24 protein-coding genes, 1 pseudogene and 1 riboswitch are annotated in these 25,005 nt (G+C 64.8%); of the genes and pseudogenes, 14 read left to right on the top strand and 11 right to left on the bottom strand.

What is annotated here, in order from left to right:
• Positions 1-9 precede the first annotated feature (9 nt).
• Positions 10-1,917 (bottom strand): phosphomethylpyrimidine synthase ThiC, encoded by a 1,908-nt coding sequence (gene thiC / locus BEK68_RS17600; RefSeq protein ID WP_012436811.1) that lies wholly within the window; start codon positions 1,915-1,917, stop codon positions 10-12.
• A gap of 99 nt (positions 1,918-2,016) precedes the next feature.
• A riboswitch (TPP riboswitch) is annotated at positions 2,017-2,118 on the bottom strand.
• Between the two features lie 215 nt (positions 2,119-2,333).
• On the opposite strand from thiC, the gene BEK68_RS17595 reads away from it, so the two are divergent.
• Positions 2,334-3,494, top strand: a complete 1,161-nt coding sequence (locus BEK68_RS17595; RefSeq protein ID WP_004628391.1) for an NAD(P)H-dependent flavin oxidoreductase — start codon at positions 2,334-2,336, stop codon at positions 3,492-3,494.
• Positions 3,495-3,567: 73 nt separating this feature from the next.
• Here BEK68_RS17595 and BEK68_RS17590 read toward each other — a convergent pair whose 3' ends face one another.
• Positions 3,568-8,589, bottom strand: coding sequence for a putative Ig domain-containing protein (locus BEK68_RS17590; RefSeq protein ID WP_012436810.1), 5,022 nt, complete (start codon positions 8,587-8,589; stop codon positions 3,568-3,570).
• A 626-nt stretch (positions 8,590-9,215) separates the two neighbouring features.
• Between BEK68_RS17590 and BEK68_RS17585 the strand changes: the two genes are divergently transcribed.
• Together BEK68_RS17585 and BEK68_RS17580 are read left to right on the top strand one after the other, a co-directional pair.
• The gene (locus BEK68_RS17585; protein ID WP_012436809.1) at positions 9,216-10,877 is read left to right on the top strand and encodes an acyl-CoA dehydrogenase family protein; all 1,662 of its coding nucleotides are present in this window, start codon (positions 9,216-9,218) and stop codon (positions 10,875-10,877) included.
• Positions 10,878-11,200: 323 nt separating this feature from the next.
• The gene (locus BEK68_RS17580) at positions 11,201-12,109 is read left to right on the top strand and encodes an amino acid ABC transporter substrate-binding protein (protein ID WP_012436808.1); all 909 of its coding nucleotides are present in this window, start codon (positions 11,201-11,203) and stop codon (positions 12,107-12,109) included.
• 283 nt (positions 12,110-12,392) lie between these two features.
• Here BEK68_RS17580 and BEK68_RS17575 read toward each other — a convergent pair whose 3' ends face one another.
• Positions 12,393-14,123, bottom strand: a complete 1,731-nt coding sequence (locus tag BEK68_RS17575) for a GMC family oxidoreductase (protein WP_012436807.1) — start codon at positions 14,121-14,123, stop codon at positions 12,393-12,395.
• Positions 14,124-14,476: 353 nt separating this feature from the next.
• Between BEK68_RS17575 and BEK68_RS17570 the strand changes: the two genes are divergently transcribed.
• Positions 14,477-15,364: a LysR substrate-binding domain-containing protein gene (locus BEK68_RS17570; protein WP_012436806.1), complete on the top strand. Its 888-nt coding sequence runs from the start codon at positions 14,477-14,479 to the stop codon at positions 15,362-15,364.
• A 60-nt stretch (positions 15,365-15,424) separates the two neighbouring features.
• On the opposite strand, the gene BEK68_RS17565 is transcribed toward BEK68_RS17570, so the two are convergent.
• Positions 15,425-15,709, bottom strand: a complete 285-nt coding sequence (locus tag BEK68_RS17565; RefSeq protein ID WP_012436805.1) for a hypothetical protein — start codon at positions 15,707-15,709, stop codon at positions 15,425-15,427.
• 475 nt (positions 15,710-16,184) lie between these two features.
• Here BEK68_RS17565 and BEK68_RS26225 point away from each other — a divergent pair, with 475 nt between their 5' ends.
• The 4 genes from BEK68_RS26225 (at position 16,185) to BEK68_RS17545 (ending at position 17,828) form a co-directional block, all read left to right on the top strand.
• Positions 16,185-16,469 carry a hypothetical protein gene (locus BEK68_RS26225; protein WP_012436804.1) on the top strand — a complete coding sequence of 95 codons (285 nt, stop codon included), beginning with the start codon at positions 16,185-16,187 and terminating at the stop codon, positions 16,467-16,469.
• 95 nt (positions 16,470-16,564) lie between these two features.
• Positions 16,565-16,870 (top strand): hypothetical protein, encoded by a 306-nt coding sequence (locus BEK68_RS17555; RefSeq protein ID WP_024542040.1) that lies wholly within the window; start codon positions 16,565-16,567, stop codon positions 16,868-16,870.
• A 28-nt stretch (positions 16,871-16,898) separates the two neighbouring features.
• Positions 16,899-17,204 carry a hypothetical protein gene (locus BEK68_RS17550; RefSeq protein WP_012436802.1) on the top strand — a complete coding sequence of 102 codons (306 nt, stop codon included), beginning with the start codon at positions 16,899-16,901 and terminating at the stop codon, positions 17,202-17,204.
• Positions 17,205-17,228: 24 nt separating this feature from the next.
• Positions 17,229-17,828, top strand: coding sequence for a hypothetical protein (locus tag BEK68_RS17545; RefSeq protein WP_012436801.1), 600 nt, complete (start codon positions 17,229-17,231; stop codon positions 17,826-17,828).
• Positions 17,829-17,892: 64 nt separating this feature from the next.
• On the opposite strand, the gene BEK68_RS17540 is transcribed toward BEK68_RS17545, so the two are convergent.
• Together BEK68_RS17540 and BEK68_RS17535 are read right to left on the bottom strand one after the other, a co-directional pair.
• Positions 17,893-18,114, bottom strand: a complete 222-nt coding sequence (locus BEK68_RS17540) for a hypothetical protein (protein WP_009239453.1) — start codon at positions 18,112-18,114, stop codon at positions 17,893-17,895.
• A 109-nt stretch (positions 18,115-18,223) separates the two neighbouring features.
• Entirely contained in the window at positions 18,224-18,667 is a 444-nt protein-coding gene (locus BEK68_RS17535; protein ID WP_004628413.1) for an acyl-CoA thioesterase, read from the bottom strand.
• A 182-nt stretch (positions 18,668-18,849) separates the two neighbouring features.
• Between BEK68_RS17535 and BEK68_RS17530 the strand changes: the two genes are divergently transcribed.
• The 4 genes from BEK68_RS17530 to BEK68_RS17515 all read left to right on the top strand — a co-directional run bounded on the left by BEK68_RS17530 (position 18,850) and on the right by BEK68_RS17515 (position 21,908).
• Positions 18,850-19,287: a universal stress protein gene (locus BEK68_RS17530; protein WP_012436800.1), complete on the top strand. Its 438-nt coding sequence runs from the start codon at positions 18,850-18,852 to the stop codon at positions 19,285-19,287.
• Between the two features lie 102 nt (positions 19,288-19,389).
• Positions 19,390-19,779, top strand: coding sequence for a hypothetical protein (locus BEK68_RS17525; RefSeq protein WP_012436799.1), 390 nt, complete (start codon positions 19,390-19,392; stop codon positions 19,777-19,779).
• Between the two features lie 147 nt (positions 19,780-19,926).
• Positions 19,927-20,592 (top strand): response regulator transcription factor, encoded by a 666-nt coding sequence (locus BEK68_RS17520; protein ID WP_004628419.1) that lies wholly within the window; start codon positions 19,927-19,929, stop codon positions 20,590-20,592.
• Positions 20,568-21,908 (top strand): ATP-binding protein, encoded by a 1,341-nt coding sequence (locus BEK68_RS17515; protein ID WP_024542042.1) that lies wholly within the window; start codon positions 20,568-20,570, stop codon positions 21,906-21,908. Before BEK68_RS17520 ends, BEK68_RS17515 begins: the two co-directional genes overlap by 25 nt.
• A gap of 18 nt (positions 21,909-21,926) precedes the next feature.
• Here BEK68_RS17515 and BEK68_RS17510 read toward each other — a convergent pair whose 3' ends face one another.
• Together BEK68_RS17510 and BEK68_RS25810 are read right to left on the bottom strand one after the other, a co-directional pair.
• Positions 21,927-22,790, bottom strand: coding sequence for a DMT family transporter (locus BEK68_RS17510; RefSeq protein ID WP_012436797.1), 864 nt, complete (start codon positions 22,788-22,790; stop codon positions 21,927-21,929).
• 110 nt (positions 22,791-22,900) lie between these two features.
• Positions 22,901-23,056: a hypothetical protein gene (locus BEK68_RS25810; protein ID WP_170816395.1), complete on the bottom strand. Its 156-nt coding sequence runs from the start codon at positions 23,054-23,056 to the stop codon at positions 22,901-22,903.
• A 443-nt stretch (positions 23,057-23,499) separates the two neighbouring features.
• On the opposite strand from BEK68_RS25810, the gene BEK68_RS17505 reads away from it, so the two are divergent.
• Positions 23,500-23,808, top strand: coding sequence for a hypothetical protein (locus BEK68_RS17505; protein WP_004628426.1), 309 nt, complete (start codon positions 23,500-23,502; stop codon positions 23,806-23,808).
• A gap of 55 nt (positions 23,809-23,863) precedes the next feature.
• Here the strand turns inward: BEK68_RS17505 and BEK68_RS26475 are convergent, their stop codons facing one another.
• Positions 23,864-24,001, bottom strand: a complete 138-nt coding sequence (locus BEK68_RS26475) for a LysR family transcriptional regulator (RefSeq protein WP_012436795.1) — start codon at positions 23,999-24,001, stop codon at positions 23,864-23,866.
• 12 nt (positions 24,002-24,013) lie between these two features.
• A complete protein-coding gene (locus BEK68_RS26470; protein WP_316685374.1) occupies positions 24,014-24,199 on the bottom strand; it encodes a LysR substrate-binding domain-containing protein in 186 nt (61 codons plus the stop codon).
• On the opposite strand from BEK68_RS26470, the gene BEK68_RS17495 reads away from it, so the two are divergent.
• Complete coding sequence (locus tag BEK68_RS17495) at positions 24,140-24,712, top strand: trans-aconitate methyltransferase (protein ID WP_316685451.1); 573 nt, start codon at positions 24,140-24,142, stop codon at positions 24,710-24,712. The genes BEK68_RS26470 and BEK68_RS17495 overlap by 60 nt on opposite strands.
• A 70-nt stretch (positions 24,713-24,782) precedes the next feature.
• Here the strand turns inward: BEK68_RS17495 and BEK68_RS17490 are convergent.
• Positions 24,783-25,005 (bottom strand): annotated as a pseudogene (locus BEK68_RS17490) (integrase core domain-containing protein); the annotation flags it as partial.

Genomic DNA, 25,005 nt, shown 5'->3' with positions numbered 1-25,005 from the left:
ACCGGTGGGTTAGCTGTAGATCTTGCTGCCGCTCTTGCGGAACTCGATCGACTTCTCTTCCATGCCCGCAGTTGGGTTAACTGCGGCGGCGGTGGCGTTGGCGTCGAGCGTGGCCGCGTAGTCGCGCACTTCCTGCGTGATCTTCATCGAGCAGAACTTCGGACCGCACATCGAACAGAAGTGCGCGATCTTGGCGCCCTCGGCCGGCAGCGTTTCATCGTGGAAGGCGCGTGCCTTCTCCGGATCGAGGCCGAGGTTGAACTGGTCTTCCCAGCGGAATTCGAAGCGTGCCTTCGACAGCGCGTTGTCACGCAGCTGCGCACCCGGCCAGCCCTTGGCAAGGTCGGCTGCATGCGCGGCGATCTTGTAGGTGATGATGCCTTCGCGCACGTCTTCCTTGTCCGGCAGGCCCAGGTGTTCCTTGGGCGTGACGTAGCAGAGCATGGCCGTGCCGTACCAGCCGATGTTGGCCGCGCCGATGCCGCTGGTGATGTGGTCGTAGCCCGGGGCGATGTCGGTCACAAGCGGGCCCAGCGTATAGAACGGGGCTTCGAAGCAGTGCTTCAGCTCTTCGTCCATGTTGGCCTGCACGCGCTGCAGCGGCACGTGGCCCGGGCCTTCGATCATGACCTGCACGTCGTGCTCCCACGCCTTCTTGGTGAGCTCGCCCAGCGTGTGCAGCTCGCCGAATTGCGCGGCGTCGTTCGAGTCGGCAATGCAACCGGGGCGCAGACCATCGCCCAGGCTGAACGACACGTCGTACGCCTTCATGATTTCGCAGATCTCGTCGAAGTGCGTGTACAGGAAGTTTTCCTTGTGATGCGCGAGGCACCACTTGGCCATGATCGAGCCACCGCGCGAGACAATGCCCGTGATGCGGTCGGCCGTGAGCGGCACGTAGCGCAGCAGCACGCCCGCGTGGATGGTGAAGTAGTCCACGCCTTGCTCGGCTTGCTCGATGAGCGTGTCGCGGAACATCTCCCACGTCAGGTCTTCAGCCACGCCGCCGGTCTTGTCCAGCGCCTGGTAGATGGGCACCGTGCCGATGGGCACCGGCGAGTTGCGCAGGATCCATTCGCGCGTCTCGTGGATGTGCTTGCCGGTGGACAAATCCATGATCGTGTCGGCGCCCCAGCGGATCGCCCACACCATCTTTTCCACTTCCTCGGCCAGCGACGAGGTGACCGCCGAGTTGCCGAGATTGCCGTTGATCTTCACGCGGAAGTTGCGGCCGATGGCCATCGGCTCCAGCTCGGTATGGTTGATGTTGGCGGGGATGATCGCGCGGCCCGCGGCGACTTCGGCACGGACGAATTCCGGCGTGATGTCTTCCGGGCGCTGCGGCAGGTTCGCGCCGTACGAGAAGCCCGGATGCTGCTTGAGCAGTTGGCGGTACTCGGGCTTGTCTTGCAGTGCCTGCAGGTTCAGCGATTCGCGCAGCGCGACGTATTCCATCTCGGGCGTGATGATGCCGCGGCGCGCGTAGTGCATCTGGCTCACGTTGGCGCCGGCCTTGGCGCGGCGCGGCTTGGAGATGTGCGAGAAGCGCAGGTGCGCCGTGGCCGGGTCGTTGGCGCGCGTCTGGCCGTATTCGGACGACAGGCCCGAGAGGATTTCCGTATCGCCACGCTCGTCGATCCACTTGGCGCGCAGCGGGGCGAGGCCCGCCTGCAGGTCGATGTGCACATCGGGATCGGAGTACGGGCCCGACGTGTCGTACACCGGCACCGGCGGGTTCAGCATCTCGCCCTTGTCGGTGCGCGTGGCGGTCTGCTTGATGGTGCGCATCGGCACGCGGATGTCCGGGCGGCTGCCGACGATGTACGTCTTGCTGGAGGCCGGATAGGCGAACTTCTGGTCGAGCTCGGACTGCAGCGAGTCGAACGATGCGGCGGGGGCGTTTTTGGCTTGGGGCATGGTCTCGTCCTTGATTCTGTGGCCTGGTGGAGCAGGCAGTGGACGAAACCGGGAGAGGTGGCGTGACCCGAAGAACTGAGGGGGTGGCTGCCAGAGACTACGCGGTGTTCTGAAACTTCCCACGCCGGTACGAACCGGATCGGGTGCGAAGGGACTCTCTCAGCCGCACGGCCCATCCGTACGGCACCCCTGTTTCATCCAACGAGGCTGAATTTAAGCACAGGGCTGCCGGCGTTGCCAGCACGAAAACCAGTGAGATGACGGTCGACGGGTCATTTCAGTCCAAACCGCCACGCAATGTGCGGCGGCGCGCACCGGCGCGGCCCGCCTTGATCTTGCGCAACCCCGCCGCGTTTCACCTGTGCGACCCTCAATCCCTTTTCTATTGCATTGCGGCACGGCCGCTGGGAGTTGTCATGCTGGAGCGTCGGTTCACACTCGCGGGGCGCAGCCTCGTACCCATCGTGCAGGGCGGGATGGGCGTGGGTATTTCGGCGCACCGGCTGGCCGGCGCCGTGGCGCGCGAAGGCGGCGTCGGCACCATCGCCAGCATCGACTTGCGGCATCACCACGCAGATCTCGTCGCCGCAACCGAGAAATCGCGCGACAAGGACGCCATCAACGCCGCCAACCTCGTTGCGCTGGACCGCGAGATTCGCGCCGCGCGTGAAGGCAGCCAAGGCAACGGCATGATCGCCGTGAACGTGATGAAGGCGGTGGAATCGCATCCTGCGCTGGTGCGCCAGGCGTGCGAGAGCGGCGCCGATGCGATCGTCATGGGCGCGGGCCTGCCGCTCGACCTGCCGGAGATGACGGCCGAGCATCCGAAGGTGGCGCTCATCCCGATTCTTTCCGACTCGCGCGGCGTAGGCGTCGTGCTCAAACGGTGGATGAAGAAGGCGCGGCTGCCCGACGCGGTGGTGATCGAGCATCCGACACATGCGGGCGGCCACCTGGGCGCAGCTCGCATCGAAGATCTGCGAGACGAGCGGTTCTCGTTTGCGCGCGTGCTGGATGAATGCCGTGAATTGTTCATCAAGCTGGGACTGGCGGCGGAGCAGATTCCGATCATCCTCGCGGGCGGCATCGATTCGCATGCCAAGGTGAAGCACTGGCTCGACAAGGGCGCCGCTGCGGTGCAGCTCGGCACTGCATTTGCCGTGACGGAGGAGGGCGATGCGCACGTGCGCTTCAAGCGGGTGCTGACGGGCGCGGAGCAAGGGGATATCGGCGAGTTTGTCAGCGTGGCTGGGTTGCCGGCGCGGGCAGTGATGACGCCGTGGTTGTCGCGGTATCTCTCACGCGAAAGCGCGCTGCAGGCCAAGGCCAAGGTGCGGGATTGTCTGCAGGGGTTCGATTGTTTGCAGACCTGCGGGCTGCGGGATGGGATTGGCAAGGTCGGGCAGTTCTGCATTGACCTGAAGCTTGCGCAGGCGCTGCGTGGGGATGTGGAGCGCGGATTGTTTTTCCGCGGTGCGGGCAAGCTCCCATTTGGGCAGGCGATTCGGCCGGTGCGGGAACTGATGCATTACTTGCTGACTGGGGAAAAGCCGGCGGTATCCTCGACTTCACCCTGATGCGCTGACATTTCGCCCAGCAAAAAAGCCAGCCCGAAGGCTGGCTTTTTGTTAGCGCTTACCGCTTGTTGCTTCAGAACGGTGCAGCAAACGTCAACCGAACCCCCTGCTGCAAGCCCCCCATGCCCGCCATCACGCTGTAGTCCAACCCAAACGTGAGCGGGCCAGTCCGGAACTTTGTCCCCAACCCGATCTGCATTCGATCGCGCCCAAACGGTGTACCCGGCACGTAATAAGCAGGGCCTGCCGATGCCAGATCGGCATACGCCAAACCTGCATTGCTCTGCCCATTGAAGTCGTGCTGGTACTCCACCCGTGCGAACGGCAGGAACGTGCCCCACTTGGTCTTCTGCGTGTATTCCGCACGCAGGCCGAGCGTGCCGGATACCGTCGTCACCGTCTGGTCGAAATACGTCAGCGCGTTGATGCCGGCGCCCGATTCGGTGAACTGATCCAGCGTCGATTGCGAGACCGACAGGCGCCCGTAAGGCGAGATCAGCCACGCACGATCGCGATGCTCATAGCCGGCCGACACGGAGGCGAAAACCTGCTTGCCGCTGCGCTTGCCGGTGGCGAAGTCGTTGGAGTCCGTCACCCAGCGGCGCGAGTCGAAACTGAGCGTGCCGAAGCCGGCCACACCATCGACGAACAACGAAGGCAGCGGGCGATAGCTGCCGTACAGCGCGAGGCTATAGCTGTCGCCCGTGCTCCTGGTGCCCGCGTTGCCGATGTCGGTGGAGTCACGCCCGTAACCAAACCCACCCCCGATCGAGAGCTGATCGGACACGCGGTAGTCCGCGCCGGCCGTCACACCGCCTGTGGTGAAGCGGAAACCGGAGCGTTGCGTGCCAGCGCTGGCAAAACCAAAGTCCAGCGTACCGGCGCTCCAGAACGCGAGATTCGGGTCGGTGTTGTCCGGGCCCGCGCTGGCGGCATCAGCGCCGGGCAGATCGGGGCCGGCATCGGCGGTCGACTTGTCGGTGCTGCCGCTGGCCGCATCGGCGTTGCGCTTGCCGCGTGCGAATGGCCGCACGCCCTGACCGTCACCGCGCATGCAGGCATCGTGCGCGGAAATGCCGGCCACATCCTGGCAACGCGCTTGCATGTCTGCGCGCTGGCCCGGCATGGCGACCGTCAAACCGTTGCTCGAGGGTGGCCGGCCAGTGCCGTGCAGCGCTTCCAGGCGGCGGTTGTAGTTGTCAATCTGCGTGGTGGCGAAGCGGCGCGCGGCCTGCACTTGCGCGTTGATCAGACCTGCCACATCAGGATCGGCCGAGGGGTCCTTGCGCGGCGCCACGCTCACCTGCACCGTTGCAGCCGTCGAGGTGGCGAACGCGTTGGACAGCGTGTACGTCAGCACGGCCTGGCCGCTGTAGGTGCCTGACGGGGTGAAGTTCAGCACGTACGTCGATGCCGCCACTGCCTGCGGCTTCAGGCCGGCCGGTGTCTGGATCGCCTTCTGCACGATGCTGGCCGTACCCGCGTTGTAGGGCACCACCGACACCAGCGTCGCCGCCGTGAAGGGGCCACCCGTGGCGCCTTCGGTCAAGTCCACGCTCACCCCCTGGCCCGACGACGTGATGGCCTGCCTCTGCGCCACCGCAATCGGCACGGCGTTCACGTTGACCGTTACCGGAATCGGCGCGGACGTGCCGGCCGTGTTGATCAGCGCATAAGTGAAATTGACTGCGCCGGAGGTGGTCTGGGTCGGCGTGTAGACGATGTCCAGACCGTTGACGACGGCAGTGCCGCTGGCAGGCGGATTGACAATCGTGACGGACGAGAACGGACCGCCGGTTGCATTGGCCGTTGCATGCAGCGTGATCGGTGCCGTCGACATGGTGGTGGCCGTGATTGCCGGCGCGGTGCCGATCACCTGGCCCACCGTGATCGTGAAGCTGCGCGTACCGCTGTACGGGGCGCCAGTGCCCGTGCTGCTGTCGGTGGCCCTCACTGTGAATGAGCTGCTGCCCAGCGTAGTGGGCGTGCCCGACAGAACGCCAGTGCTGGCGTTCAAGCTCAGGCCCGCAGGCAACGTGCCGGTGGTGACGGCGTACGTGTAGGGCGCGGTACCGCCGGTAGCTGTGAAGGTCTGGCTGTAGGCCGTGGTGACTTGGGCCGACGTTGCGGCCGCCGGATTCACCGTGACCGTGGGCGCACCGATGGTGACGCTGTAAGCACGGCTGGCCGTGAAGCTGTTGGCATCCGTTGTCGTGATGGTGAAGTTGAACGTTCCGCCTGCGGTGGGTGTACCCGACAGGAACCCGGAGGTGTTCAGGCTCAGGCCAGCCGGCAATGCGCCCGCCGTAACAGCATAGGTGTACGGCGCGGTGCCGTTGGCCGCCGTTATGGTTTGGCTGTACGCCGTTGCAATCCCCGGGTTGGGGAGCGTGGCCGGCGATACCGTCAGGCTAGGCGCGGCAATGGTAAGCGTGTAGACACCGCTTACCGCAAACGGAGCACCCGTCCCCGTCGAACTGTCGGTAGCGGTGACGGTAAAGCTGACCGTGCCGGCCGTGGTTGGGGTCCCTGCCAGCCTGCCGGTGGTGCCGTTCCACGTAAGGCCCGTGGGGACAGTGCCGCTATTCACCACGAAGCCATAGGTGTATGGGTTCGTACCACCACTTGCCGTGAAGTTGCGGCTGTAAGCGGTGCCTGCGACACCGCTGAGAGAGCCCGAGGCCGGCGTGATGGTCAAGGTGGGCGACCCAATCGTCAGCGAGTAGGCACGGCTACCCGTGTAAGGGCCGGTTCCGGTACTGCTGTCAGTCGCGGTGACGGTGAAGTTGAACACCCCACCCGCCGTGGGCGTACCCGACAGCGTGCCGTTGCTGGACAGCGTCAGCCCCGTCGGCAGCGAACCTGCCGTGACGGCATACGTGTAGGGACCTGTGCCGCCGCTGGCCAACATGGTCTGGCTGTATGCCGTAGCGATGGTGCCGCCCGGCAACGTGCTCGGGCTGACCGAGACGGTAGCTGCGTTGACCGTCAGGGTGTACGCGCGCGAGCCGGTATAGCTGTTGGCATCAGTAGCCGTGACCGCGAAGTTGAAGGTGCCGCCCGCCGTGGGCGTACCAGTGATCGCGCCAGTGCTGCCGTTCAAGCTCAGGCCCGTCGGCAGCGCACCGGCAGTCAGCGCGTAGCTGTAAGGCGCGGCACCCCCGCCGGCCGCGGCAGTCTGGCCGTAGGCGGCGCCGACAGTCGCCGCACTCAGGGTGGTGGGCGACACGGTAATGGTGGGCGCCGAGGTGGTCAGCGTGTAGGTGCCAGACGTGCTGTACGGCCCCGCGCCCGTTGCGTGGTCGGTGGCAGTCACCGAGAAGTTGACCACGCCCGTGGTGGTCGGCGTACCGGACAACACGCCGGTTCCGGTGTTGAACGAGAGACCGGTCGGCATCGTCCCGCTATGGACCGCAAGGCTATAGGTGTATGGCGCCAGACCGCCGCTGCCTGTGAAGGTCTGGCTGTACGCCACGCCGGTTGAAGCACTGAGACTGCCCGATGCCGGGGTGAGCGCCAACGTGGGTGCATTGACGACCAGCGTATAGGTACGGCTGCCCGTATATGGGCCAGTACCGGTGCTGCTGTCGGTGGTGGTCACGGTGAAGTTGAACGTGCCGCCCGCCGTGGGCGTCCCCGACAGCACGCCGCCCGAACTGAGCGTGAGCCCGGCGGGCAGCGCACCGGAGGTGATGGCATAGGTGTATGGCCCTGTGCCACCGCTGGCCGTTATCGTCTGGCTGTAAGCCGCAGCCACCGTCGCGTTCGTCAACGAAACCGGCGATACGGTAATAGTTGGCGTGCCGATCACCAGCGACAGCGTGCTGCTGGTGGCAGAGAACGGGCCCGTGCCCGTACTGCTGTCGGTGGCGGTTACCGCAAAGTTGAAGCTGCCATCGGCGGTTGGTGTACCCGATAGCATGCCGTTGCTTGTCAGCGTCAGCCCTGGCGGCAACGCGCCGGACGCGATCGTATAGGTGTACGGCGCCGTGCCGCCACTGGCCGACGCCAGTGACTGGCTGTAGGCCGCACCGACAGTGCCGCCAGCGGGTGAGGACGGCGCGTAGTTGACCGTCGCATTCGACACGGTGACGGTGATTGTGGCCGGCGCCGTCGTGCCGCCCGCATTGCTAGCCGTGTAGGTGAACGAGTCCATGCCTGAGTACGACGGGTTGGGCGTGTAGGTGATCGACCCGCCCGAGACCGTGGCCGTGCCGTGGGTCGGCTGCGTGCCGACAGCCACGCTGGTTGCACCGGTGACGTCCACCGTAGCGTGGTTGTTAGTACTGCCGTGCGCCACGGTAATGCTGGTCGGACCGGCGGTTGGCGGCAGCACGTAGGTAAACCGGTCAGCCGCGCTGGTGGTACTGGTGCCGCCGCCGTTGGTCACCGTCACATCAACAACGCCAGTACTGCCCGCCGGTGATGTTGCCGTGATCTGCGTGGCGCTGTTGACGGTGAAGTTGGTGGCGTTGGTCGCGCCAAACTTGACGGCCGTGGCGACGGTGAAATTGGTGCCGCTGATGTTGACCGAGGTGCCGCCGCCGGTCGTCCCTGTGTTCGGCGCAATGCCCGTCACCGTCGGCGCAGTTGGGATTACAGCAATGCTCACGATACCGTTAGGCACCCAGGTGACGCTGTCATTGCTGGTGTAGAACGTGGCGGTATCAGTGCCGCTGAAGTTACTCGGCGGCGTGTAAACGAAACCATTGGTATACGGATCCCCCGATGGCGGTACCGAACCGCTGTAGATGGCGACTTTGCCGCCTTGGGCGGTCGCCGTAAGAAAGAGCGGGCCGGATGAACTGTTTGTACCGCCGGAAGAATCGTAAGCAATGCCGGACAGGAAGGGGTCGCAGTTGCTCGTGTCCGCAGCCGTAAAGACATAGGACTTCTGCGCATTCATGTTGGTCGAGAATGAGACGGTGCAGGCAGCGGCGAGCGCTCCTTGCGACAACACCGTCAGCCAGATCGCCAGCACGGCCAGCAGGCCCTGGCGCAGCCATTCCCGCCCCTGCGCCTCCAGACGCCGGAACATCGACCATCCGGCAACCCCACGCCGGCCAAACGGGCTGTTTTGTGTGAGCACGCGCATTTCTCCCTCGTTCAGGCCCGCTGTCTTGCGAGCTTTTTCTCTCGAGCGTTCTTGCGAAATTCAGAGCCTGACTGCTGCCAGGCACTCCCCCGTCACGAGGGAATAGCGCGTGGGATTTGCATACCGGCACCGACAATCGGTGCAATGGCTGCGTGTTATCCCTTGGAAATCCCCCGTCAGACCAGCGCAGCCTTTCTTATTTATTTTGACTGGCACATTGATCCGGACGCGATGCTAAGAAAAGCCTCCCCATCCGTCAATACTGGTCGCCGGTGAAACCGTTACCACACAAGGCTTTTTAGGCTTTTTTTCCCTTTATATCGCGGCGCTATCTCGTTAATAGAACGCATATTGAGACGGCATGACCGGGCGTTGAGACACAGAGACCATTTATCACTCAAATATCGGACGCCGATCATTTTGGAATTTTCGAATGAATAAGCGCTTGTGGAGTGGCGGTCTAAATAAACCCGCCTCTTCGCATTTGTATTTCCATTACGAGGGTGGGCGGCGCGCAATGGCGAGCGGTCGACCAACCAGCCACCCGCCACGGAGTCCGTTTACGCAGCCGAACCGCCACGGGTCTACCATGTGTTCACAAACAAAGGTGACCCAGGAGACCCCCAATGCCCACCGAGGCCACGCACCGCGTCTTCAACCAAGTCCCGGACCTGACCGGCTTCAACCCGTTTACGTCCGACGCCACGCTGCAAGGCGCGCTCGAACGTCTGGGCGGCGGCTGGAACGCCAGCGCGCTGCAAGCCTTCGGCGACCAACTCGGCGCGCCCGAGACGCTGCAGTGGGCCGCCGAGGCCAACTCCTACCACCCGGAACTCCACACCCACAGCCGCACTGGCGAGCGCATCGACGCCATCCGCTTCGACCCCGCGTGGCATGCGCTGCTCGGCCTGATGCGCAGCCAGGGGCTGCAGGCCCTGCCGTTTGCCGACCCGCGCCCCGGCGCATGGGCCGCCCGCACCGCGGGCTATTTCATGCAGGCGCAGATCGAATCCGGCACGCTGTGCCCGGCGACAATGACATTCGCCAGCATCCCCGTGCTGCAGAACGAGACCGCGCTGTTTGCCGATCTGGGGCCGCGTCTCTACGCCCGCGAACATGACGCACGTGACCTGCCGTGGCGCCAGAAGACCGCCATCCTCGTCGGCATGGGCATGACCGAAAAGCAGGGCGGCTCCGATGTGCGCAGCAACACCACGGTGGCAACGCCCTTGCGTGGCGAGGGCCGTGGCGCGACGTACGCCATCACCGGGCACAAGTGGTTCTTCTCTGCACCGATGTGCGATGCGCACCTGGTAGTCGCGCGCATGGGCGCGGAAGACGGGCCGCTGTCGTGCTTCTTTGTCCCGCGCTTTCGCGATGACGGCAGCAAGAACCCGATCCAGATCCAGCGTCTGAAAGACAAGCTCGGCAACCGCTCGAACGCGAGCAGCGAAGTGGAATTCCGCGGCGCAGAAGGCATCCTCATCGGCGAGGAAGGACGCGGCATTCCGACCATCATCGAGATGGCGACACACACGCGGCTGGATTGCGTGATCGGCAGCGCGGCCATCCTGCGCCACGCTCTGATGCAGGCGCTGCACCACGCACGCCACCGCATGGCGTTCGGCCGCCTGCTGGCCGACCAACCGCTGATGCGCAACGTACTGGCCGATCTCGCGCTCGAATCGCAAGCGGCGACGTTGCTGATGATGGAACTGGGCAACGCGTTCGAGCGTGCCGATGTCGATCCGCTGGCCGCAGCGTGGAAGCGCATCGTCACGCCCGCGGCTAAGTTCTGGGTCTGCAAGCGCACCGTCGAAGCAACCGGCGAGGCAATGGAAGTCTGGGGCGGCAACGGCTATGTCGAAGAAGGCCCGATGGCACGCCTGTACCGCGAGGCGCCGGTCAATTCCATCTGGGAAGGCTCGGGCAACGTGATGTGCCTGGACGTGCTGCGCGCCATCGCCCGCACGCCGGACGATGCGTTGCGCCTGGTGCACGACATTGGCGAGCGCGCGCACGGCCACCGTGCCGTGCGTGCGGAGCTGGCCGCGCTGCAGGCGATGCTGCATCAGCCGGGCGACATCCAGGAAACCTCCGCACGCCGCATCGCGCAGGGGCTGGCACTTACGGCACAGGCTGCGCTGATGCTGGCGTACGCCCACCCGGACGACGCCGAGCGCTTTATCGCCAGCCGCTTCCATCATCAACATGGCCGCGTGTTTGGCACGCTCGACGGACACGCGCAGGAACTGGGCGCAGTGCTGCAACGCGCGTGGCCCGTGTAGCACACCCTGGGGATGCAGTCAAATGTGAGCGCACGCTTTCGTGTAACGCTGAAAACCACATCGCGACCTCCGGCCGCTTATCCACGCACCGAACAGGTGCTTGAGGGTATACCCGCATTCAGCGCATAATGCGCGCCCATGGCGGCGCGTGACATTGCTTCACGCTTTGGCATTCCCCGGGGGAGTGACGGCGCGCCCCAGCCAATGCTGCGCAGCCGGGCGGACGTCGCCTGGCAATCGATTGCGCGCACCGCCGCGTCGATAGGGCCCCGATGCGGTCGGCTGGCCATTAGAAGCCCGAACCTCTCCTAGGACCTTTGACGATGCCGTTCGCTGCGCGCACGTGGCTGCTGGCCGCGCTTGCCGTTCCCGCTGCTGTTTCCACCGCCTTCTTCCCGTCCAACGCCGTTGCCGCTACCCCGGCGCTCGATCGCATCCGCGACTCGGGCACGGTGCATGTGGCGTATCGGGAAGACTCCATTCCTTTTTCGTACCTCGATGGCAGCAAGCCGGTCGGCTACGCCATCGACATCTGCTCGCGGCTGATCGATTCGATCAAGACCTCGCTCAAGCGCCCTGACCTGAAGGTGCAGTACGTGCCGGTGACAGCCGCCACGCGCATGGACGTGGTCGCTTCGGGCAAGGCCGACCTGGAATGCGGCTCGACCAACAACTCACGCGAGCGCCGTGAGAAGGTCGCCTTCACGATTCCGCATTACATCACCAAGGGCCGCATGCTGGTAAGGACCGGCTCGCCGATCCAGCAATGGGAAGACCTCAACGGCAAGACGGTAGTGGCCGCGCGCGGCTCGACCAATGCCGACCTCGCACGCAAGCTCAACGAGACGGGCATGACGATGCAGGTGGTCGATGCCAACGATCTGCGCAGCGCGTTTGCGATGCTGGCCGATGGCCGCGCCAACGCGTTTGCCGGTGACGACATCCTGCTCTCGGGCATGCGCGCCACGGCCAAGAACCCGGCCGACTACCGCCTGGCGGGCAAGACGCAGCTCGTGTCGTCGTACGCGATCATGCTGAGCAAGCAGGACCCGGAGTTCAAGAAGCTGATCGACCAGTCGATGACGCGGCTGATTGTCGATGGCGAGGTGCCGAAGCTCTACAAGAAGTGGTTCCAGCAGCCGATTCCGCCCAACGGGGTGAATCTGGAGGTGCCGATGAGTTATTTGCTGCGGGATTCGTTTAATACGCCTACGGATAGTGCTGGCAACTAATGTCTTGCTTACGCGGGGTGGCTATGGGTGTTGTTGGTCCATCCCTTGTTTCATCCCCTGCCGGGGCTGACTCGCTTTCTTTGTCTTGCCAAAGAAAGGCGCGCCCGAGATGGCGAAAGACTCGTTGAATTTATGTCGCAGAGAGGGGAAGGGAAAAACTCGTTTCGCTCAGACAGTTTCCCTTCCTTTTTCCTCTCTGCAACAGAAATTCAAGGCGCCATCTAGGGCTCCAACGGCCAAACCACCGGTGTGCGTGCGTTTGCGCCAGGATGTGGCTTGTTGCTCAATGCACCTCGGCCGGTACTGCTTGCGCGGGGATGCCGCTCACCACATTCAACGTCAGGCGTCCGCCCTGGCGCATCAGGTCGGCAGCGCGCTCGGCAATCATGATGATCGGGGCGTTGGTGTTGCCGCCGATCAGCGTCGGCATGACGGAGCCGTCGATCACGCGCAGGCCTGTCAGGCCACGCACGCGCAGTTCCGGGTCCACGACGGCCATTGCGTCGTCGGCGCTGCCCATCTTGCAGGTGCCGACGGGGTGATAGATGGTGTCGGCATGCTGGCGGATCAGGGCGCGCACGGCTTCGTCGTCGGAGCCGTCGCCGCGGATGTTTCCGGAATACAACTCGCGCCCGCCCAGGTCGGCCAGCGGGCGCTGCGCGAAGATGCTCTTCACGGCGCGGAAGCCGGCGAGCATGCCGGTCATGTCATCGGGGTCGGACAGGAAACGCGGGTCGATCAGCGGTGCGTCGCGCGTGTCGGCGGAGGCCAGGCGCACTTCGCCGCGGCTCTTCGGGCGCAGCACGCACACGTGGCATGAATAGCCGTGGCCGTAGTTGAACGTGCGGTTGTGGTTGTCGGCCATGGCCACCACGAAGTGCAATTGCAGATCGGGATCGGCCAGATCGGGCCGGCTCTTGATGAAGCCGCCGGCTTCAGCAAAGTTGGTTGCCAGCATGCCGCGACGCTCGCGCCGGTAGCGCAGGATCTCGCTCAGCATGCGGGCGCTGCCGCGCGCGGAATAGCCGATCAGGTCCAGGTTGAAGACCTTCTTGTGCAGGATGATGTCGAGGTGGTCCTGCAGGTTCTGGCCGACGCCGGGCAGGTCGTGTACGACCGGAATGCCCAGCGAGCGCAGATGCTCCGCCGGGCCCACGCCCGAGGCCATCAGCAACTGCGGCGACCCAAACGCGCCCGATGAGACGATCACCTCGCGGCGCGCGCGCAGCGTTTCTGTGCGGCCCGCCCGCTCGACCACCACGCCTGCCGCGCGCTTGCCGTCGAACACGATCCGCAGGGCCTGCGTGTCGGGCAACACCGTCAACTGGCGGCGATTGCGGCTGAAGGTGGCGTCGGCCTTGTCCCCGCCATGCAGGTAGGCGCGCGCGGCATTCCAGCGCTCGCCGTTGTATTGCGTGACCTGGTACGGGCCGACGCCTTCCTGGTCGGGGCCGTTGAAATCGTTGTTGCGGCGATAGCCTGCCGCCACGCCGGCCTCGACAAAGCGCTGTGCGATGGGGTTGCCGGTGCGCAGGTCGCTCACGTGCAGCGGGCCGGTGCCGCCGTGCAGCGCGTCGTCATCACGGCCGGCAAAACGCTCGTTGCCTTCGGAGCGCTTGAAGTAGGGCAGCACATCGCTCCAACCCCAGCCGGTGCAGCCGAGCGCCGCCCAGTGGTTGTAGTCGCTGGGCGTGCCGCGGATGTAGATCATGGCGTTGAGCGACGAGCTGCCGCCCAGCCCCCGCCCGCGCGGCTGATAGCCCTGGCGGCCGCCCAGCCCCGCTTGCGGCACGGTCTGGAATCCATAGTTGCGCTTGTTCTTGAACGGCAGCGATGCCGCACAACCGGCCGGCACCCAGACCGACAGGTGATGATCGTGCGGGCCGGCTTCGAGCAGCGCGACCGTCACGTCCGGGTCTTCGGTCAACCGGCTGGCGAGCGCGCAACCGGCCGAACCGGCGCCGACGATGACGTAATCGAAGGTGAGGGCCGAGGTGGGCAAATCGTTGGCCATGGATGTCTCCGGATGGTTTTCTAATGGGCGAGCGACGCCGCCGGCTTGTTGCCGGTCACGACTTCACATCGTAGGCGCGCCGGGTTGTTTCAAACGACCGGGCTTACCCGCATTAGAGGCATCGCTCGACGGCATGCAGCAAACCCGCACGCTGCAGTTGGCAGACCGTTGCCTTGGTGGCGATTGCGACATGCTGCAATGCAGCAATTCCGCACTGGCACACGGTTGCGCGCGACCCTGGCAGCGGGGCAGGCCGCACACAGCGGGCCACCGATCCGCCCGCCCCGTGCGCTGACAAGCCATTAGCAACGATGCGGTTTTTGCGGCAATGCATTAGCTTCTAGAATGCCGCCATGGCCAAGAACCTCGACATCACCCTCGTCCGTACCTTCATTGCCGTGGCCGAAAACGCCAGCATGACGGTGGCGGCCAACGCACTGCACCTCACGCAGGGCGCCATCAGCCAGCAGATCAAGCGGCTCGAAGATGCCTTCGAGTGCCGCCTGTTCGAGCGCGACGGCCGGCGGCTCGAACTCACCCACGCAGGTGAACGCTTCCTCGGCCGCGCCAAACGCCTGCTCGCCCTCAACGACGAAATCTGGACCGATATGGCGGCGCGCCCGCTGCAGGGGCCGGTGCGCCTGGGCGTGCCTTACGACCTGGTCGGCACCGTTTTCCCGCCGATCTTCAAGGCCTTTACCGAAGCGTGGCCGTCGGTGGAGTTGACCATCGTCTGCGGCACCTCGCCCGAGTTGACGGAGCGCATTGCGCGCGGCGAGCTGGACGTCGCCGTGGTCGAAGCGCCGGTGGACGAAGCCACGGGCGACTGCCTGTGCGTGGAGCGTCTGGTGTGGGTCGGCCCGCGCGGCGGCAACGTGCATGCGAAGCGCCCGCTACCGCTATCGATGGTGGACGAGAGCTGCGCCTTCCGCGCCCGTGTGCTCAAGGCGCTCGGCGAGCAGGGCATTGAATGGCGCACGGTGTTCGAGAGCGGCAACATCGAAGCGACCACCGCCACGGTGCGCACCGGGCTGGCCGTCACGGCATGGCTGACGCCGACGGTGCCGGCGGACCTGGACATTCTCGGGCCCGAAGCCGGCCTGCCGGAACTGCCGATGTTTGCGATCAGCCTACTGTTGCCGGCACAAGGCGCGAGCCAGGCAACACAAGCGCTGGCGCAATCTATTCGAGACGGATTTTCTACGCGGCAGAGGGCGCTGGAGCGCAAGCGCGCGGCTTGATCTGCGATCGGCTGCCTATCTGGCATCCCCGGCCCGCCCCGGGGATACGTCCATCTGTTGTTATGCGGCGGTGATCTGCCGTCGCTCGATGGCGGCCAACACCTCCCACGTGTGCGGATCCACGTCGCTCCCCCCGAGCGACATCGACAGATACGCGTCGATGGCATCGATAAAGCCTTTCACAAATGCCGGCGGATACGCGTGTTCCGAAAAGTACGTGAGCTGCTCCCGCAGCCTGCCGGGCCGGCAATGCCCAGGGTCACGCATGACGCTGTGCGTGCGGCACAGAAACGCGCGCGCCGAGACGGCACCGTCAAGGTAGAGGCGGTTTTTGGTCAGCGACATGCGGCACCTCCCGGTTGCGTGGGAAGCCTGCAGCGCCAAGGTGGAGGGGAAGGATAAGACGCGGGGCGATACCCGCTGAGTGCGGTAGCCATGTGGCCTCCGGGGATAGGTTGAGGGAGGCTCGCCGCTCGCTGCTAAACGAGGGTGGCGGGCCTGACGACGGCGTTAGCAGACCGGCCCTATCCCAGCTACCGGCAGACCCGAAGGTCTCACCGCCCGGCCCGCCATGAAACACATAGGCGTGCACAAGCACCGGACACAAAAATGCCGCGCGAAAGGCGGCTGTCCGTCTGGGAAAAAGGGATGGGCTGCTAAACCCAGTCACCGTTGGTGCGGTGACGGTGGGGATTATAGGTGCCGAAGTCCAACTGTGGCGCCCCAAAGCGTCCAGTTGAGGCCGATTCCTATAGTGACCGTCTACAGCGGCGGCTAAGTTCATGTCCGATTTCTGCTCGGCTGGCCTATGGAGATTGGAATGACTAAAACGCGATTCAAGAGCGACGCATCTGAGGCTATTTACAGCACAGCATCCGATTTGCATCGCGCCGGTCTCATCAATACAAAAACCCTGCGTGAATACCACGAGCTGTGTGTCGTGCCCGTACAGCAGCCAATTTACAAACCGGATGATTCGTCGCCGCTGGACTATGAAGCCCCACTGAGGGCGATTGATTTTGCAAACCCAGCCTCGGAGAATGTGTGCGGTTTTCGCCAGCATTTCAACCGTTCAAACCTCTTCCACTCGATCGCATACGCATGAAGCGACCTATTTCCCTAACTGTCGTTAGCTGGCTTCTGCTCTTCAGCGCAGTGGCCTCCCTAATCTCTACGGTGAATTCACTGCGTAGCTGGCAAATGCTGGAATCGCTGGGTGTCCATGCAGAAGCGAACTGGACGTTGATCGGTCTCGGGGTGCTGACAAATCTGCTCGCAATCGCGTCGGGCGTCGGCATCCTGAAAGGACAAGGATGGGGTCGCAAGGTATGCCTTGGTTTTCTGCTGCTGAGTGTGTTCGTATCGCTGGTGTCGTTCTTCTATATCCAAGCGATTGGCGTGTTGGTCGCGCGACTGGCTGTCTTTGCAGCCCTCGCATTCATCCTGCAACGGGCATCAGCCCGCGCTTATTTTCGGCAGGGCAGTAATACCACCGCCACCGCGTAAGCGTTCTCACTCGGCACCCCCAACGACCTTGCATACACATACCTTCACTCACCCAATCCTCCCGGAGCGCAAGGTCAGAACCGGCTTCCATTGGTCGGCGCTGGTGTTTGGCACGCTCTGGGCTTTCTCGGAAGGCTTGATCGCGCAAGGGGGGCGACTAGCCGGCGTCGACGCTATTGCCGCACTCCTGGTGACGCTGGACCGAAATGCAACACCGGAAGTGACCGTAGCTGCCACAGGCCTGTTCTTCGTCAAGAACGTCTACTGCGGTATTCGCGCCAGTGATTGGCTTGAGGACGCATTGCGCCAAGCCGGATACCGGCGCATCCCCTAAAGTTCATCCCACCGACGAGGCACGATGTTGAAGACCATTTGGACAATGTTGCCCCGCAAGCGGGTTACGACAACGGCCGAAGCACCGGAGAACAACCATGTTCGGCACGTGGCGGCGGCCTTCCATAACCGTGAGGAATTCCAGCGACGGGCTGCGGCGGCCGCCTTGGTACTCGGCAGCAATACGATCGACACGCTCGTTGGTCTACTGCGCAGTGAACATACGCCACCTGACGCACTGGCACCTCAATTCGCTGGGCTTGGTGCTTGGCTAACCGCCCGTCAGTTCGCGATCTTCGAGGTTTTCTACCACTTCGGTGCACCTGCCGTTCCTACCTTGCTGAGTGTTATCCGTGGGGATTACGACTGGACGCAGGGCAACGCCATTGAAATACTGTGCAGGCTCTATGCAAAGGGCGCAGCACCGGCATCAGCCTTTGAATTGCTGAAGGAAACGATTCCGTCGATGCGCGAGGAGGCGTTGACTTATGCCGCCGGCCCGCTGCACATGCTCCGGCAGCAGGACACAACGCTCAGCGACGTTCTGGAAGAGCTTTTGGAGATACCCCAGTTTTCCGACGCGTACCAATACAGGGTGACGGGCATGTGGCCATCGGCTGAGTAGCACCAATAAACAAAAACCCCGCCAACCGGCGGGGTCCCCCAAATCCTTTTGAGCCTGCAAGCGATCAAGCCTGCGGCGCAGCCCCATCTTCCGGAGCTGCCTCGGCGCCTTCGGCCTTGGCTTCGTCCTTCTTTTCGATCATCTCTTCCAGTGCGCCCGCGCCTTTGAAACCGGCGACGGCGGCGACGGCCTTGGTCAGCAGGCCGGCATCCGGATCGACTTTCTCGGCGGCTTCAACCGCGGCGACGGCGCCGGCGATCTTGCCCACTTCATCCAACAGTCCCATGGTCACCTCCGCGTGATTGAACGGGAGAGCCATCTTCCCACCGGCAAGGGGCGCAAGTGCAAGCAAAGTTAAAAATTTTCTGCGGGCGTTCGTTTGCGTACAGCGCGCGTCACTCCGCTTCAGCGCCGGCGGGGGTGGCGGTAAGCGCAGCCAAACGCTGGCGGGCGCTGTCGGTAATGGGGCTTGATTGGCGCGTGGCAACGTCGATCTGCACGATCACCGATTGCGATGTCGCGGCGCATTCGCCATTCTGGAAGATGGCCTGCTCGAGCTTGACCGAACTGCGCCCGACGCTCGCCACGCGCGTGCCGATCTGCACGGAGCCGGGCCAGAGGATTTCGTTGCGGAAGTCGAGCACGAGCTGCGCGATGACGAACTCGCAGCCGGGCGCCGCCAGCGGGTTGTCGGGCGAGAAGAGCATCTCTACGCGGCCCGTTTCCAGGTACGTGGCGAAGACGGCGTTGTTGATGTGGCCCTGGCGGTCGGTGTCGCCGTAGCGGAGCTTGTCGGTCGACTGCAGCGGGTAATCGGAAAGGGATGGTGTGGTCGTCATGTGGGGCGCGGCGTCTGGGTCAACTTGCGCATTTTGCCTGCCTTCCTGTGCAAGCGCTGACAGCGTAATCGCACCGGGTGCTTCCGTTGACTCGTATCAACGCGCCGCTTTCAGCAGCGCTTACCGTGGAAACAGATACCAGCCGCGCACGGGCGCGGCGGCACACACGGCAAGGAGGCCACATGAAAACCCTGGTGCTGGCAACGGACGGATCGAACTACTCCGATGCGGCCGCCCGCTGCATTGCCGACAAGACGCTCTTCGGCAGCGACGTGACGGTACACGTCGTGCATTGCATGCCGGACCTCTCCGGCGACATCAAATCGCTCGTCGGCAAGGCAGAGGTTGATGCGTGGTACGCGGAGGAAAGCACCGGCGCCATGGCCTCGGTCTGCGCGATCCTGGGTGCGGCTGGCGTGCCGTTCGAGCGGCACGCACTCGTGGGCTTTCCACCGGAGCGCATCGTGCATCACGCGCAAGGTGCGGGAGCGGCGGCCATCGTCATGGGCTCGCATGGTCGGGGCGTGTTCGTCGAGGCGCTGATGGGCTCGGTGGCAGGCCGGGTGCTCGCCCATGCCGAATGCCCGGTGGTGCTCGTGAAGGCGCCCAAGGCTCGATAGTGGCGGGGCGGTCGCAGCTACGCTCCGCTGCGCGCGCCCCCACAGCCCGACGCGGCATGGTCTAGGATGAAGGCTTCTTTTCGTCACATCCTTGGGGGACCCATGTCACATCGCCGCCGTCTTGCGCTCGCTTTCGCGGGCGCCGCGCTGTTTGCTGCCGCCACGCCGTCGCTTGCCTATTTCCGCAACGTGCTGGCCAGCACGATCATTGGCTCGATGAGCCCAACGGAGTTGAAGTCGTTCACCAAGGCCATCGGCGATGTGCTGAGGAACACCGCCGACAACACGCCCGCCCAATGGACGTCTGCGGCGACGGGCAAGCAGCCCGCCATCGACGCGACCATTACGCCGCTGGAGTCGAAGACCGACGCCGGCCAATCGTGCCGACGCCTGCAGAGCGAACTCGCGCGCGGCAGCAGCAAAGAGCAGTGGACCGCGTGGCTGTGCAAACAGCCAAGCGGGGAATGGAAGTTGCGGCAGCTGGCGCAGTAAGGCATCGGCCACCGGGCGGCTATGGCTCGTCTAAGTCTGCCTCGGCAGACTGGTGCGGAATCTTCCTCCATCGCTCTGGAGAATCCGCCGAGTTGGCAGGCCCGGCGCGGTGCGCTGCAATCGGTCTGACCGTTCACCCGACACTGAATGCGAGTCCTCCTAGTTGAAGACGACCCGATGATTGGCGCGGCCGTGGAAGCCGCGCTGCAGGACGCCGCCTACGCGGTGGACTGGGTGCGTAACGGTCAGACCGCGTTGGATGTGGCCGCGCACCAACACTACGACCTGCTGCTGCTCGATCTCGGCCTGCCCGGAAAGGACGGCCATGCAGTGCTCGGCAGCCTGCGCGCCCGCGACAATCCTGTCCCGGTGCTGATCCTGACCGCGCGCGATGCGGTGGATGAGCGCGTACGCGGTCTCGACGGCGGCGCCGATGACTACATCCTCAAGCCCTTCGAGATGGTTGAACTGCTCGCCCGCATGCGCGCCGTCCTGCGCCGCAAGGGTGGGGCAGCGAGCCCCGTGCTCACCAATGGCGTGCTGACGCTCGATCCCGCCGCGCACGAAGCGCGCATGGGCGATGCCGAGCCGGTACGCCTGTCCGCGCGCGAGTTTGCATTGCTGCAAGCGCTCATGCTGCGGCCGGGCGCCATCCTTTCGCGCACGGAGCTGGAAGAGCGTATCTACGGCTGGGGCCACGAGGTAGCGAGCAACGCGGTCGAATTCCTCATCCACGCACTGCGCAAAAAGCTCGGCGCGCAGGCCATCAAGAACGTCAGGGGAGTGGGATGGATGGTGCCGAGGGGCCAATGACAGCAGCCACATCTGCGGCTGCATCCGTGCAGCAGCGGCTATCGGTGTGGCTGTCGGTGATCATCGTGGCGGTGGCGGTGCTGGCCGGCGGCTTTGCGTTTGCCTCGGCTTTTCGCGAAGCGCATGAATTGCAGGACGACGTCTTGCGCCAGGTCGGGGCGATGTTCGACCCCGGCCACCTGCCCGCACCAGGCGAGGCGGCCGACGCGCCCAAGGTCTCGGACACGGAGGCGCGCGTGATCGTGCAGGTGTTGCCGCCGGCCGGCGCGGTGCCTGCGGCCAGCCCGCCCGTGCTGACCGACGGCATGCAGACCGCACGCCTGGGCAAACGCGACTACCGCGTGTGGATCCGCACGCTCGCCAACGGCCAGCGCATCGCTGTGGCGCAGGAAACCGCCGTGCGAGACGAAACCGCCCGCGACAGCGCTCTGCGCACGTTGATGCCGTTCCTGATACTTGTGCCGATCCTGCTGCTGGCCGTCGCCCACGTGTTGCGCAAGATGTTCGCGCCCATCAAGCGGCTCGCGCATGAGGTGGACCAACGCGACGAGCGCCAACTGCACGCCATCGCCCCCGAAGCCGTGCCCGACGAGGTGCGCCCGTTCGTGGTGGCGATCAACCGCCTGCTCGCGCGCGTGCAACAGTCCATGGACGCCCAGCACCGCTTTGTCGCCGATGCCGCGCACGAACTGCGCACGCCCCTTTCCGCACTGTCGTTGCAGGCCGAGCGGCTCGGGCAGGCCGCGATGTCGCCCGACGCGCAGGCGCGGCTTGGCACGCTGCGCCAGGGCATCGAGCGTAGCCGTGGGCTGCTCGAACAGCTCCTCACCCTGGCGCGCGCGCAAGAGGCCACCGGCGTGCCAACGGGCACCGTCTCCGTCCAGAGCGTGTTCCGCAGCGTGCTGGAAGACCTCATGCCGCTTGCCGACGCCAAGCAGCTCGACATGGGCGTCACCACCGAAGCCGATGCGCGCGTGCATGCCAACGAGCTCGATCTCTTCGTCGTGGTGCGCAACCTCGTGGACAACGCCATCCGCTACACACCGGAAGGCGGTCGCATCGACCTGTCGGTGGCCATTGACGCGGAGGTTGTGTCGATTGCCGTGCAGGACACCGGCCCCGGCATCCCCATCGACGAACGCGCACGCGTGTTCGACCCGTTCTATCGCGTGCTCGGCAACGAGGCGACCGGCTCGGGGCTCGGGTTGTCGATCGTGAGTACGGTGGTGCGGCGACTCGGCGGGGAGGTTGACCTCGGCGAGCCGGATGATCGTGCCAGCGGGTTGCGGGTGACGGTGCGGTTGCCGACCGCCTAGCGGCAACCGCACACCAATCTACCGCCGCACCCGGAATACCACCGCCAACCCCAGCAGAATCATCGCCATCCCCGCCACTGCAACGGGCGCAAGGCGATGCCCCAGCACGAGGTTATCCAGCAGCGCCGTCACCAGCGGCACGAGGTAGAACAGGCTTGTCACGTTGACGAGATTGCCGCGCTGCATGAGCCGGTAGAACAGCAACTGCGCACCCACTGACATCACCACGCCCATCCACAACAAGGCGGCGATGCCGGGCAGGCCGGGTGTGAAGGCCAGTGATTGCGTGGGCAGCGCAAAAGCAAACCCCGCACACAGAACGAGGCTCACCGCATTCTGCAGCGGCAGCGTATCGATGGGCGACTGGTCCAGCCGCTTCTGGCAGATGGCGCCCACCGTCATGCTGAAGAGCGCGGCCCATGCGTAGCCGAGACCGGCCATCGGCACCTGATGCGCATCGGCTCCGCCCACCACGAACGATAGGCCGCCCAGCGCGAGCACCAGGCCGGCCGTCCGCCGTGCAGACCACGTGCGCTCGGTCACCAGCAGCGTGAGCAGCGGCTGCACGCCGAGCACCGTGGCCAGCAGCCCGGGCGTGAGGCCGGAGTCGAGCGCGAGCAGATAGCAAATCGAATAGCCGCCGGTCAGCAATGCACCGGTGGCGGCTACCTTCAGCCGTGATCCCGGCGCCGGCCACCACTGCCCGCGCCGGAGGCGGAGGCCCGCCAGCACCAAAGACGCGAGCGCAAAGCGCCCAACCAGAAACGCGAACGCGGGGACATGCTGCACCCCGATCTCCGCAAAGATTGCGCCGCTGCTCCACAGCAGCACGAATAGAACCGTCGCGCCGGAGCCTGCCAGCGCGGCTTGCATGGAACGCATACCACTCACCTGTCGAATAGAGATGTCGGGTTCCGGCGCGCAGGCAGGCGCCTGCCTCGGGCGTGTGCCCGAGCCTGGTTCAGGTCAACCGGAAACGAAGCGGCTGGGAGTCAGCCGAGCGCGGGCAGATGTGGCGGCGGCGGTGCGCCGATCACGTCGTAGCCCGACGAGACGACAGGAGGAGGGAGGGGCCCGGGCTGCACGCACACGTCATCCACGCGAGCGCGATGGCCGGCAGCGAGGAGGGTGGCGTGAAGTCGTGACATGAAGACGAGGGTCTCTGGGAATCGGTGAAGCGGCACGGCCGATGGCGTTGCGGCAGCCTAGCGGGATCGGCCGCACGGCGCAAGAGGCCCGGCGCGCACGACTGCAGATACGACTTGATCACCTGCATCACTGCATCGGGATCTTCCTGGCGCTGCGCCTCGGCAGGTTCCTTTATCACGTGATCGCTCAGGTGGCCCTCGATGACCACCGCCATCAGCCCGTTGACCGCACCAACGTCCACGCGTTTTTCGCGAGGCTGCATCCATTGCCGCGTGGCCTGCGTATCTGCAGGTACAGGCTGGTGCGGCAATTTTTTTCGTCGATGCAGTGTCAGGTTTGCATGTGCACCGCGACCAACCTGTGGGATCCGAGCGGCCACGCTCCGCCAGCGATCCAATGGATGCCGCCTCCGGCGGCACGTTCACTGTACGAGGAGTTCACCATGCATACCCGCCGCATTACTCTGGCCTTGCTCGCCACGCTTTCCGCTTCTGCCGCACTGTTCATCGCGCAACCGGCTGCCGCCGCGCAGGCCAAGTTCGATCCGTATACGCAAGGCGCCGTCGACAAGACGGACCCGTTCACGCAAGGTGCGGATCGCCAGGCCGACACCTATGGCTATCTGTCGTGGAAGTACGATCGCTTCGATCCGTATGCGCAAGGCGCGGATCGGCAAGCCAGCGCACACGATGTGCTGGCATGGCGCGGCGATACGAGCTACCCCGGCGGCAACGACGGCTCGCGTGCGTGAATGGCCGCGGTTGCATGAGCGGGGCGCTGGACGACACGCCCCCTCTGCGCCAGCATCAGGCCGCCGGCGTTGCCCCCTCGACGATGCGGTCGTATAGGGCACGCGCCGCAGGCGACAGCTGCGCCGCCTTGCGCGTGACGAGCACCAGCGTGCGCGACACTTCCGGCTCGACCAGTTCGACTGTGCGGATCATCGGGTACGCGCTCTACTGAAGCGCGAGCCGCAGCACCACCGCCGCGCCCAGCCCTTCCGCCACCAACTCGAGCGCCGTTGAGCTGCGCTGCACTTCGTAGAACGAATGCAGCATCACGCCGCTCGCCTTGAGCGCGCCATCGAGCAGGCTGCGGTTGCCGCTGACCTCGCCGGCAAAGATGAGCGGGTGGGGCTGCAAGGCTTGTCACCGGATGCGGCGCCGCTTGGCCAGCGGATGATCGTCGCGGCAGACGAGGACATACGGATCGTTCGTCAGCGGCCGAAGCTGATCGGCAAGCTGGCGGCGGGTGGCCACCTGGCTGTGCAGATGCCGGACAACCTTGACGAACCGGCGCACCGCCTGATGCGCGAAGTGGCCGCTGTGGGGCCGTGGGCCGGCAAGCTCAAGGGGGTGGAACGGACGGAGCGCTTCGATGCGCGCCGCTATTACGCGCTGCTCTCGCCGCTGTGCTCGCGCGTCGACGTGTGGCGCACCACGTACATGCATCCGCTGCAAGGCGGCGCCGATGCGGTGGTCGAATGGTTCAAGGGCAGCGCGCTGCGGCCATTCCTCGCAGCGCTGAGCGAGGACGAGCGCCCCGTATTCCTCACGCGCTATCGCGACATGATTGCCCAGGCCTATCCGGCACTCGACGATGGCACGGTGCTGCTGCCGTTTCCGCGCCTGTTCATCGTGGCGACACGCAAGTAGGCGCAATCGCAGAGGCAGAAACGCCGGTGTCAAGTCCTGCCATAGGTTGACACTGTGCTCAGTCTCCGAGCGCCCGATGCACCGCATCGGGCGTTTTGTATTTCAAGGCCAGATGAGGCCGTTCGTGGTTGTAGATATGCACGGCCTGCGCCACCATGCGTGCGGCCTGCTCTAGGTCGGCGGGGCGCTTGAGCAGCAACTCCCCTTTGAGGATGCCGTTGACCCGTTCGGCCAGGGCATTCTGGTAGCAGTCGTAGCCATCGGTCATGGAGCACGTGATGCCGTGCCGCTGA

The sequence above is a fragment of the Ralstonia pickettii genome, from assembly GCF_001699815.1.
In the GTDB taxonomy this organism is placed as follows: Bacteria; Pseudomonadota; Gammaproteobacteria; order Burkholderiales; family Burkholderiaceae; genus Ralstonia; species Ralstonia thomasii.
The sequence above is the reverse complement of the archived record's forward strand: the minus strand, read 5'-3'. Positions and strand labels throughout refer to the sequence as shown.

Bases quoted from the DNA above. Each gene is read 5' to 3' on its own strand.
- BEK68_RS17520 (WP_004628419.1), top strand. From the start codon at position 19,927: ATGCGAGTCCTCCTAGTTGAAGACGACCCGATGATTGGCGCGGCCGTG.
- BEK68_RS17515 (WP_024542042.1), top strand. From the start codon at position 20,568: ATGGATGGTGCCGAGGGGCCAATGACAGCAGCCACATCTGCGGCTGCA.
- BEK68_RS17555 (WP_024542040.1), top strand. From the start codon at position 16,565: ATGCTGGAATCGCTGGGTGTCCATGCAGAAGCGAACTGGACGTTGATC.
- BEK68_RS17510 (WP_012436797.1), bottom strand. From the start codon at position 22,790: ATGCGTTCCATGCAAGCCGCGCTGGCAGGCTCCGGCGCGACGGTTCTA.
- BEK68_RS17540 (WP_009239453.1), bottom strand. From the start codon at position 18,114: ATGGGACTGTTGGATGAAGTGGGCAAGATCGCCGGCGCCGTCGCCGCG.
- thiC (WP_012436811.1), bottom strand. From the start codon at position 1,917: ATGCCCCAAGCCAAAAACGCCCCCGCCGCATCGTTCGACTCGCTGCAG.
- BEK68_RS17575 (WP_012436807.1), bottom strand. From the start codon at position 14,123: ATGGCCAACGATTTGCCCACCTCGGCCCTCACCTTCGATTACGTCATC.
- BEK68_RS17595 (WP_004628391.1), top strand. From the start codon at position 2,334: ATGCTGGAGCGTCGGTTCACACTCGCGGGGCGCAGCCTCGTACCCATC.
- BEK68_RS17585 (WP_012436809.1), top strand. From the start codon at position 9,216: ATGCCCACCGAGGCCACGCACCGCGTCTTCAACCAAGTCCCGGACCTG.
- BEK68_RS17580 (WP_012436808.1), top strand. From the start codon at position 11,201: ATGCCGTTCGCTGCGCGCACGTGGCTGCTGGCCGCGCTTGCCGTTCCC.
- BEK68_RS17545 (WP_012436801.1), top strand. From the start codon at position 17,229: ATGTTGAAGACCATTTGGACAATGTTGCCCCGCAAGCGGGTTACGACA.
- BEK68_RS17525 (WP_012436799.1), top strand. From the start codon at position 19,390: ATGTCACATCGCCGCCGTCTTGCGCTCGCTTTCGCGGGCGCCGCGCTG.
- BEK68_RS17590 (WP_012436810.1), bottom strand. From the start codon at position 8,589: ATGCGCGTGCTCACACAAAACAGCCCGTTTGGCCGGCGTGGGGTTGCC.
- BEK68_RS17565 (WP_012436805.1), bottom strand. From the start codon at position 15,709: ATGTCGCTGACCAAAAACCGCCTCTACCTTGACGGTGCCGTCTCGGCG.
- BEK68_RS17535 (WP_004628413.1), bottom strand. From the start codon at position 18,667: ATGACGACCACACCATCCCTTTCCGATTACCCGCTGCAGTCGACCGAC.
- BEK68_RS17570 (WP_012436806.1), top strand. From the start codon at position 14,477: ATGGCCAAGAACCTCGACATCACCCTCGTCCGTACCTTCATTGCCGTG.
- BEK68_RS26475 (WP_012436795.1), bottom strand. From the start codon at position 24,001: ATGATCCGCACAGTCGAACTGGTCGAGCCGGAAGTGTCGCGCACGCTG.
- BEK68_RS17505 (WP_004628426.1), top strand. From the start codon at position 23,500: ATGCATACCCGCCGCATTACTCTGGCCTTGCTCGCCACGCTTTCCGCT.
- BEK68_RS17530 (WP_012436800.1), top strand. From the start codon at position 18,850: ATGAAAACCCTGGTGCTGGCAACGGACGGATCGAACTACTCCGATGCG.
- BEK68_RS25810 (WP_170816395.1), bottom strand. From the start codon at position 23,056: ATGTCACGACTTCACGCCACCCTCCTCGCTGCCGGCCATCGCGCTCGC.
- BEK68_RS26225 (WP_012436804.1), top strand. From the start codon at position 16,185: ATGACTAAAACGCGATTCAAGAGCGACGCATCTGAGGCTATTTACAGC.